The sequence below is a fragment of the Mizugakiibacter sp. genome (assembly GCF_039680435.1).
GTDB lineage: Bacteria > Pseudomonadota > Gammaproteobacteria > Xanthomonadales > Rhodanobacteraceae > Mizugakiibacter.
This window is the reverse complement of record NZ_JBDKSX010000088.1, coordinates 1-4,210: the sequence shown is the minus strand read 5'-3', so window position 1 is coordinate 4,210 and position 4,210 is coordinate 1. Positions and strand designations below refer to the sequence as shown.

Annotated in this window: 6 protein-coding genes; all 6 read left to right on the top strand. The window is 72.1% G+C overall.

Going from position 1 to position 4,210, the window contains the following annotated elements; translation table 11 throughout:
- The coding region (gene flhF, locus ABFC67_RS09330) for a flagellar biosynthesis protein FlhF (protein WP_346737737.1) at positions 1-928 on the top strand (928 nt) is incomplete at its 5' end.
- Positions 929-1,016: 88 nt separating this feature from the next.
- On the top strand, positions 1,017-1,874 hold the full coding sequence (locus ABFC67_RS09325) for a MinD/ParA family protein (RefSeq protein ID WP_346737736.1): 858 nt from the start codon (positions 1,017-1,019) through the stop codon (positions 1,872-1,874).
- A gap of 2 nt (positions 1,875-1,876) precedes the next feature.
- The gene (locus ABFC67_RS09320) at positions 1,877-2,608 is read left to right on the top strand and encodes an RNA polymerase sigma factor FliA (protein ID WP_346737738.1); all 732 of its coding nucleotides are present in this window, start codon (positions 1,877-1,879) and stop codon (positions 2,606-2,608) included.
- 131 nt (positions 2,609-2,739) lie between these two features.
- A complete protein-coding gene (cheY, locus tag ABFC67_RS09315) occupies positions 2,740-3,132 on the top strand; it encodes a chemotaxis response regulator CheY (RefSeq protein ID WP_346737735.1) in 393 nt (130 codons plus the stop codon).
- An 11-nt stretch (positions 3,133-3,143) separates the two neighbouring features.
- Positions 3,144-3,824, top strand: coding sequence for a protein phosphatase CheZ (locus ABFC67_RS09310; RefSeq protein ID WP_346737734.1), 681 nt, complete (start codon positions 3,144-3,146; stop codon positions 3,822-3,824).
- Positions 3,825-3,828: 4 nt separating this feature from the next.
- A partial coding sequence (locus ABFC67_RS09305) for an Hpt domain-containing protein (RefSeq protein ID WP_346737733.1) occupies positions 3,829-4,210 on the top strand: 382 nt, incomplete at its 3' end.

Genomic DNA, 4,210 nt, shown 5'->3' with positions numbered 1-4,210 from the left:
GCCCCTGCTGGGCATGAAGCAGGAACTGCACGCGCTGCGCGGCATGCTCGAATCGCAGCTTTCCAGCCTGGCCTGGAACGACCTCGGCCGGCGCAAGCCGCTGTCGGCGCGCATGCTGCGCGAGCTGTCGCGGCTCGGCATCGACGCCGACGTCGCCGGCAGCATCGTCGGCGAGCTGCCCGAGCAGATGTCGCCGGAGCAGGCGCGCTACCTGCCGCTCGGCCTGCTGTCGCGCAGGGTGCCGGTCAACGCGCACGACTTCCTCGACGACGGCGGCGCGATCGCGCTGCTCGGCGCCACCGGCGTCGGCAAGACCACCACGCTGGCCAAGCTGGCGGCGCGCTACGTGATGCGCCACGGACTGAAGGGCGTGGCGCTGGTCACCACCGACGATTTCCGCATCGGCGCCGAGGAGCAGTTGTTCCACTACGGGCGCCTGCTCGGCGTGCCGGTGTACAGCGCCGGCGAGCCGGCCGCGCTGCGCGCGCTGATGGAGCGCCTCGCCGACCAGCGCCTGGTGCTGATCGACACCCCGGGCATGGCCTGCCGCGACGCGCGCGTCGCCGCGCTGATGCAGGGCCTGCGCGAGACGCGCGTGCCGGTGCGCAACACGCTGGTGCTGGCCGCGAACGCGCAGGCGGCGGCGCTGGACGAGGCCGTGCGCGCCTACGCGCCGTTCGCGCCGGCCGGCTGCATCCTGACCAAGCTCGACGAGGCGCCGGCGCTGGGCGGCGCGCTGTCGGCGGTGATCCGCCACCGCCTCGCCATCGACTACACCACCGACGGCCAGCGCGTGCCCGAGGACATCGCGCGCGCCGACGCGCACCGCCTGGTGTGCCGCGCGGTCAAGGCGCACGCGCCGGCGGCGCAGCTCGACGATCTCGTCATGGCCGAGCGCTTCGGCCGCGTCGCCGTCGCGTTCGCGTAAGGAGCGCCGCATGCACGCCGCATCCGCATTCGCCGCAACGCCCCACGGCGCCGGCTCGTACCACGAGGGTTCCATGTCAGGGAAGCTGATGAATCAGGCCGTCGGGCTGGCGCGGCTGGCGCAGCGCCGGCCGGTCAAGGTGATCGCGGTCACCAGCGGCAAGGGCGGGGTCGGCAAGACCAGCGTGTCGGTGAACCTGGCGATGACGCTGGCGATGGCGGGCCGCGAGACGCTGCTGCTGGACGCCGACCTCGGCCTCGCCAACGTCGACGTGATGCTGGGCCTGCAGCCGGGCCGCAACCTGAGCCACCTGCTGGCCGGCGACTGCGGCATCGAGGACCTGGTGCTGGACGCGCCGCACGGGCTGAAGGTGATCCCGGCGACCTCCGGCACGCGGCGCATGGCCGAGCTCGGCACCGCCGAGCACGCCGGGCTGATCCGCGCCTTCGCCGACTACGCGCGGCCGCTGGACGTGATGGTGGTGGACACCGCCGCCGGCATCGCCGAGAGCGTGACCCTGTTCAGCCGCGCCGCGCAGGAAGTGGTGGTGGTGGTGTGCGACGAGCCGGCCTCGATCACCGACGCCTACGCGCTGATCAAGGTGCTCAGCCGCGACTTCGGCGTCGAGCGCTTCCGCGTGGTCGCCAACATGGTGCGCGACGCCGCGCACGGCCGCCAACTGCACGAAAAGATCCTGCGCGTCACCGACCGCTTCCTGCAGGTGGCGCTGGACTACGTCGGCGCGGTGCCCGACGACGACCACCTGCGCCGCGCGATCCGCCGCCAGCGCGCGGTGGTCGACGCCTTCCCCGGCAGCCGCGCCGCGGTGGCGCTCAAGAATCTGGCGATGGCGGCCGATAAGTGGGACGTGGCGGCGGGAAGCCGCGGCCACCTGGAGTTCTTCGTGGAGCGCCTGGCCGGCGTGCCGGCAGCGCTGGGGGCATGACGATGAACGCCAGCGCGGAATACCTGGAGGTCCAGCGCATCTCGGCCGACGAGCTGGTGCGAAAACATGCGCCGCTGGTCAGGCGCATCGCCTACCACCTGATGGGGCGGCTGCCGCCCAGCGTGGAGGTCGGCGACCTGATCCAGGCGGGCATGATCGGCCTGCTCGAGGCGGCGCGGAACTATGCGCCGTCGCGTTCGGCGAACTTCGAGACCTACGCGGGGATACGCATCCGCGGGGCGATGCTCGACGAGTTGCGCAAGACCGACTGGACGCCGCGCTCCGTGCACCGCAAGGCGCGCGAAGTGGCGGAGGCGGTACGCCAGCTGGAAGGCGAGACCGGGCGCGACGCCGACGAAACGGAAGTGGCGCGCCGGCTCGGCATCACGCTGGACGAGTACCACCAGGTGCTGCGCGACGCCGCCAGTTGCCGCCTGCTCAGCCTGTCCGGCAGCGGCGACGAGGATGGCAGCGGGATCGACGTCGCCGACGAGGGCGGCGCCGGCCCGGCGCAGGCGCTGGAGGCGGGGGCCATGCAGGCGGCACTCGCCGAGGCGATCGACGGCTTGCCGGAGCGGGAGAAGCTGGTGATGTCGCTGTACTACGACGAGGAGCTGAACCTGAAGGAGATCGGCGAGGTGCTCGGCGTGACCGAATCGCGCGTCTGCCAGATCCACGGCCAGGCGCTGGTGCGCCTGCGCGCGCGCATGGCCGACTGGCGCGAACGGCGCTGACACGGATTACGCCTCCCCCTGCCTGCGGGGGAGGCCGGGAGGGGGTAGCTCACCCGCGAGGAGCGACCCCTCCCCGGCCCTCTCCTGCCGGACAGGGGAGGGAGCACGAAGACACGAGAGCGGAGGCGAGCTTGGACCGGAACATGAAGATCCTCGTGGTGGACGACTTCTCCACTATGCGGCGCATCATCAAGAACCTCCTGCAGGAGCTCGGCTTCGGCAACATCCAGGAAGCCGACGACGGCGCGACCGCGCTGCCGATGCTCAAGAGCGGGCAGTTCGACTTCGTGGTCACCGACTGGAACATGCCGGGCATGACCGGCATCGCGCTGCTCAAGGCGATCCGCGCCGAGCCGGCGCTGAAGGCGCTGCCGGTGCTGATGGTGACCGCCGAGAACACCCGCGAACAGATCATCGAGGCCGCGCAGAACGGCGTGAACGGCTACATCGTCAAGCCGTTCACCGCGGTCACGCTGAAGGAAAAGCTGGAAAAGATCTTCGAACGACTGGCGACGGCGAGCTGAAGGGGATGCGCATGGACACCACCACCGGAGCGCCGCAGCTGCCGGCCGCAGCCTTGCCTGCGGAACTGAAGGAACTGCTCGGCGCCAGCGACCCGGGCAGCTTCGAGCAGGCGCTGGACGCCTTGATCCGGCGCCGCGAGCACGCGCTGTTCCACGCGCTCGGCAAGCTCGCGCGCGAACTGCACGAGGCGGTCAAGCATCTCGCCAGCGACGTCGAGACGGGCGGCCTCGCCGCGCAGGCGCTGCCCGAAGCGCGGCGCCGCCTCGGCGAGGCGATGAGCATGAGCGAACAGGCCGCGCACGCCAGCCTCGACGTGACCGAACGGCTGATGCCGGAAGCGGTGCGGCTGGAAGAGGCGGCGGGCACGCTGATGATGCGCTGCGACGGCCTGGCCGGCGACCCGCTGGCCGACGACGCCGGCGCGCTGGCGCGGCAGGCGGCGATCTTCGCCGACGCCTGCCGGGAAGGTTTGCGCGAGATGACCGTGGCGCAGTCCTGGCAGGACCTGACCGGCCAGCGCATGCAACAGATCGGCGGGTTCATGGAGCGCGCCGAGCACGTGCTGCTGGAACTGGTGCGGCTGGCCGGCGCGCTGGCCGGCACGTCGCCGCCGCCGATCGCGGCGACGCCGGGCGCGACCGCCTCCACCCAGGACCAGGTCGACCGCCTGCTGGCCGAGTTCGGCTTCTGACGCCATGGCGCAGGCGCCGGACACGAGCATCCTCGCCGATTTCCTGGTCGAAGCCGGGGAACTGCTCGCGGCGCTCGGCGACCAGTTGATCGCGCTGGAGGCCGCTCCGCGCGATCCGGCGCTGCTGAACGCGGTGTTCCGCGCCTTCCACACGGTCAAGGGCGGCGCCGGCTTCCTCGCCGTCGAGCCGATGGTCGCGCTGTGCCATCGCGCCGAGGATTTGTTGAACGACGCGCGCGCCGGCCGGCTGCTGCTCGACGCCGACACCATCGACGCGCTGCTGGCCGCGCTCGACCAGTTGCAGACGATGATGCGCGCGCTGGGCGCGGGCACGCCGCCCGCGCCCGCCCCCGCCGGATTGCTGCAGCGGCTGACGTCCGCGCCCG